The sequence below is a fragment of the Pedobacter borealis DSM 19626 genome (genome assembly GCF_000708285.2).
In the GTDB taxonomy this organism is placed as follows: Bacteria; Bacteroidota; Bacteroidia; order Sphingobacteriales; family Sphingobacteriaceae; genus Pedobacter; species Pedobacter borealis.
Genome location: NZ_JAUG01000157.1, coordinates 1 through 5260, shown reverse-complemented (window position 1 = coordinate 5260; position 5260 = coordinate 1). Strand labels below are relative to the sequence as shown.

Sequence of the window (5260 nt, the reverse complement as noted above, 5' to 3'; positions counted from 1 at the left end):
GTATAAGCAAAATTGGCAAAGAGGGAAACAAACCTTGTGGTTACCGAACTGATGCCATTCCTATCGGGGATGTAGGCCGAAGATCCTGTGCTCAGCAGCGGGTAAAGGGCCGTATAATCTACCGTTCCGGCGGTAAGGATATCGTTCCTGAAACCGTACAGGCGTGCGCTGATCCCATCAGTTGAGGCATCGCGTGTTTCTGCACCGATAAAGCCGTTTAGCTCGTGCAGGTTTGCATTAAGGTTATAATTTAACTGCCCCCTTAAGTTGTGCACCTGTAATACACTGTTGTTATTATCAAGCACCCCGCCTTTCGGTATTTTATAGGCCAGTTGCCCCGCGGTATACTGGGCATAATCATTCACCAGATTCCGGGCAAAATAACTCTGCTCATTATACAAAACCCTGTTTTTGCCATCCTGGTTTTCGAACTGGTATTTTAGCTCTACCGAAAAGTTTAGGGGAAGCCTATACCGAATGCCAGCGCTGAGCAATAGATCAGCCAGCTTATTTGAATTGTCAATATTTTCATCATCAACCAAAGGATAATAAGCCCAGTCGCCCAATTTCCCGCCAGCAAGGCCAGCCAAGTAAGCGTTCCTCCTATCTTTGGGCAGTATTACAGGGTTACCATCAGCATCTGCAAACGATGCATAGGGGTATAAATGGTTGCCCGAATAAAAAACGGTACCATAGGCAGGCCTTCCCGTTTTGGAGCGGCTATTGGTATAATATACTCCAAAATTTAACTGCAGGTTTTTCCCTATCTTTTGGTTCAGCTGTATCCTTGCGTTGAGTTTGCTGAAAATTGCGCCCAGATTGGATACATTGTTATCATAGGAAACTGAAGAAATCCAGTTAAAAGATTCCCCTCCGCCTGATATATCAGCCGCAAACTGGTTATTGGATAAAGGGCGGTAAAAATATTGCAGGTACTCATCGCGTACATCAAGCGCCCTTAACTTGTTTATTGATGCTGTTGCACCTTCGCCCGATATGCTGCCCTTATCCCTCGCCACTAAAATTTCGATGACCGGCGAAAGCACAGGCCCAAGGTTGCTGTTTACCGAGCTGGTATAAAAGCCTTTTTCGTAAAGGAACATTTCGGTATCTATATACTCGGAGGTATTCATCTGTGGCGACCGATACAGATCGGGCTTTGCAGCATAAGTGCTGTTTAAATTTACCCTTACCTTGGTGGGCGAATTAAACCGTGCATTTTTAGACGTAATAACAATAACGCCATTGCCTGCCCTTGCGCCCCAAATACTGGCTGCAGCAGCATCTTTTAAAATGGTAACCGATTCTATATCGTTGGGATTAATGTTATCGATATCGCCCTCGTAGGGAAAGTTATCAAGAACAACCAAAGGCGATTTCGGCCCACGGATAGTACTAAGACCCCGCACCATCAGCCTGCCCGAAGAAGGCGTAGACCGATCGACAATCAGCCCTGAAGAAACCGCCTCCAGCCTTGCAATAATATTGGCGCCTACCTGTTGCGAAAGCAGGTTATTGTTCAACGTGGTAAAAGAGCCCGTTGCCCTTTCTTTGGGCAAGGTCTGGTAGCCTGTGCTCACATTAACTTCCTGCAAGGTATTTAACCTGGGCCGCATTTTCAGCACAGTTTTTTCGCCCGGCAGTACGCTGAGCGAAACGGCCAGGGTTTCGTAACCTATATGGCTCAGCGTAACATTATACAGGCCCTTATCCATCACAAAAGTAGAAGTTCCATCTTCCATGGTCACAAAATCCTTCGCTGGTCCGTTAAAATAGATCTTTACGGAAGGTATGGGTTTATTGGTTTCGCTGTCTACCACAAGCAGGATAAATTTCTGCTGGGCAGATGAAGTAAAAACAAGCAGTAAAAAGCAGTATGATAATATATATTTCATAATGTGATCGGTTATTGATAATTAATTCCTGCTGATTACCAGCATATCCAGTTCCCTTACTGATGGGGTTAAAACCAGCCCATACACTGCAAGTGCGGCATTGAGCGCCTCCAGGTTTTCACATTTAGGGATCACCAGGTCGATATTGGCCGTAATCCCCGTTTCATCGACCACTGGTAAGGAAATAAATTTCTGATCGAGAATTCTGTTCAACAGGTATTTAACAGGTGCATTTACCAGCTTTCCATCGGCCCTAAACAGCCTGTTTATCATGCTCCCGCCATGGCTCAACAGCTCAATGCCATTAGCCTTGGGCGAATAACTTAACACCAGGCATTTGGTATTCAACTTTTTTGCTTCGGCCCTGTAACCCGAATTTGCGTTCAGGTAATCGAACATCCTGGAGAAAAGATGGAGCGAATCTCTGGTGGGCAGCCAAAAATCTATCGTCCATTGGTTTTCCTTTTTTAACTGGTAACTGTTAAATGTTTCATCATCACCGAAATTGGTCACCATCCTATGGTTGCCGAACCAGGTAAATTTTTTCATCGCCACCGAAGTGTACAGCCACCTAAGCGGAAGGTTTTTAACCAGGTAACCGGTTTTATCACCAAGCGTTCTATACTCGTTACCAGAGCCAAGCCCATTTACATGCCCTTTAAACAACATATTGATCGATACCATATTAGCGGGGATTTTCTCCATGTATAGGGGTACATTTACCGTCAGGTCTTGTTTTTGGGTTTCTATGAAGCTGTGCTTTAATGCGAGGCCGATTTTCTCCTGGTTAAAAGCCTCGCCATCGGTAAAGGCCTTAACAAAGCCATCGGCACCGATCCATACCAGGTGGGGTATTAAACTGTGGGGAAATATTTTTAGCAGCACGGTATCTGAAATGATAGATTCGAACCCCGTGCCGATCAGGTTGCTCGGCGAAGCATAGAATTTGCGGATATGCTCTTCCTTTACGTAGGTTGCCCGCACAAGCCCAACATTTTGGCCTGTTCTTTTTATTACCTCCAACTGCCCCGGCATATCCCTGAGGCAGGGCACACACGAGGTAGCCCAGAAATCGATAACTAAAAGTTTGCCCCTATAGCCCGAAAGGTTTTGGGTAAATACTTTGCCCCCCTTAAAATATTTATAGGAAACAGACCAGAAAGCATCAGGAACGCGATCGCCCACTTTCAAAACCCCAATAGGGCCAGCGGCATATATAGACAGGTAAAAAATGAGCATAAAGCCCGTTAAAATAATTCGTTTCATATGGTTTGGTTTAATCAGCAGAAATTGGAACCTTAAAAGCTTTAGCCGGCATCAAAACCGAACTAAAGCCTGCCGTACCTGCTTTGCGGACCAGGCGGAACCGGCATTGGTTACCTTAAACCGTTTAAAATTTTGGCATAGACAGGCCACACCAAAAAAATATGCTGATGGTTGTTAGTTAGTTGATATAAATAGAGAAAACCCTGCCGCCTGGTGCATTCTTAAAGAACCTATTTCCGTTAAAACCAGAAAAGCAGGGCTAAAGCACCCTACACCGGGTTTTTGGGCTTTAAGGCATAAAGCCAATCGAAAAGGTAAAAGCTACTTAAGCCCATAAGCAAAGAACCGTTTATCCATATAACCAATAGCACCATCCCCGAACTGCTCCTGTTCAGCTACGAAAGAAGCAGCATCAAAACAGGAAAAAGGCCTTACCCCACAACCATTAACCCCCACTAAATCCACCTGCCCGCATATCCACGGTTTAGGCAGATCACGTGCATCAGGAGTATCGCGCTCTTCAACTTCCGAAGAGAAACCACGCAGTAAAGCCAATGGCGTATAAAGAAAAGCCCAACAGAGAAAAAAAAGCGGCAAATAACTACTATTGGTCTTCATATGACAGGATTAAAAATTTTAAATAAAAATCGATCAAGGCAAAGACCGCCCGGAAATAGTACCTGGGAACAGCCAGCTCTAACTAAACCCACTGTACCCATTTTGCGGAAAAGGCAATAACAGTGGAAAAAGCCCTACCCAGACACAAAAATTCGGACATACCAATTCCATCACGGCCAAACCGATTATTTTTTCAAACGCAAAAAAATAGACGAAAGAAGGGCAAAAAAACCCATGAAACCAGTCGACAAGTCCTAAAACAAACAAAAAATGAGGCAGGCCATCATCATTAAGAACCTATTTTATTTTCGACCATAAAGGCCAACCTGCCACATCCCAAAAACTACTCAGGGTTCTTCGGTTTCAAGGCATAAAGCCGATCAAACGGGCAACTTAACAGAGACTGATATAGAAATATTTGAAAATGGCAAACCATTAAAATAACATATTGAAACATACCCACCTCAGGTAGTACCAACCAGTTAATCCAACTTATTTTTTGTTTGCTCATAATCGTATGTTATGAGTCTTGGCGGAGAGAGGAAAAAGTGGGCTTCCCAAACCATAACCTCATAATGTTTCTCACGCCTTACGTTGAAATGGAATTACAGCAGAAGCCCACTCTTATTTTGGAAAGCTAAAGATAGCAATTCCGCTATAAGAAATGGGATAAAATCTGCTGTCCTGCTCCAACGGCGTGAGATTTGAGGTTGCAAGACTCTTAATTTTACCTTTACTGGTTTTATTTTTTATTACGTAAATGTAAATAAAAAAAAGCTAAATGTCAAGTAATTGCATGACGATTTTAAATTAAATATAAAAGACATTGCCATTAATATTTTAATAAGCAATGAAATGATTAGTGAGAAAGAAAAAATAATTCTGCAAAGATTCGGTCAGCATTTAAAATCGTTAAAGGAGAAACAGAAACTTTCTTATCGTGAATTTTACAAGAGAAGCGGAGTTAATACCGGAGATATTATTAAATATGAAAATGGAGAAACCAGCCCTAGTTTTATTACAATAATGAGATTGGCAATAGGTTTAAAAATCCATCCGACAGAACTTCTTGATTTTGATTTCGGAATAGACTTTAGCGCTGGGCTGGAATAACATAAGCTGTTATGATTCAGTAGCAAATCTAAAGATCAGAACAACTAAAGAAAGAAGCGGCCAATAATGAAATGCTGATCATTATATCCCCTAAAGCACATTAAAAATCTTTTTCACAAAACAGGATAGTTTGTGGCCCCATTTCCCATTCTTTTTTCATCACTATCCATCATATAGACCAAAGAATCTTTGTGGTTAATTATGTATTTCGATAGTAATATTTAAAGTCATTTTTCTCAAAAAGATCAAGAAATATTATTTGATTTTTAATATCTCGATACCGAAAAAAACCTCCTTCAGGAAGTTTTCCTTGACCTTGTTACGACCGCAACTTTTTAATATTAACCTGAGTTCGATTATTAAATCTC

General features: G+C 42.1%; 4 protein-coding genes. 1 reads left to right on the top strand and 3 read right to left on the bottom strand.

What is annotated here, in order from left to right; genetic code table 11:
• The 3 genes from AW17_RS22880 to AW17_RS22865 all read right to left on the bottom strand — a co-directional run.
• The coding region (locus tag AW17_RS22880) for a TonB-dependent receptor plug domain-containing protein (protein WP_157280409.1) at window positions 1–1895 on the bottom strand (1895 nt) is incomplete at its 3' end.
• A 21-nt stretch (window positions 1896–1916) separates the two neighbouring features.
• Entirely contained in the window at window positions 1917–3161 is a 1245-nt protein-coding gene (locus tag AW17_RS22875) for a TlpA family protein disulfide reductase (protein ID WP_157280408.1), read from the bottom strand.
• Window positions 3162–3482: 321 nt separating this feature from the next.
• Window positions 3483–3779: a hypothetical protein gene (locus AW17_RS22865; protein ID WP_029280562.1), complete on the bottom strand. Its 297-nt coding sequence runs from the start codon at window positions 3777–3779 to the stop codon at window positions 3483–3485.
• 792 nt (window positions 3780–4571) lie between these two features.
• Between AW17_RS22865 and AW17_RS22860 the strand changes: the two genes are divergently transcribed.
• Window positions 4572–4892: a helix-turn-helix domain-containing protein gene (locus AW17_RS22860; protein ID WP_157280407.1), complete on the top strand. Its 321-nt coding sequence runs from the start codon at window positions 4572–4574 to the stop codon at window positions 4890–4892.
• Window positions 4893–5260 lie beyond the last annotated feature (368 nt).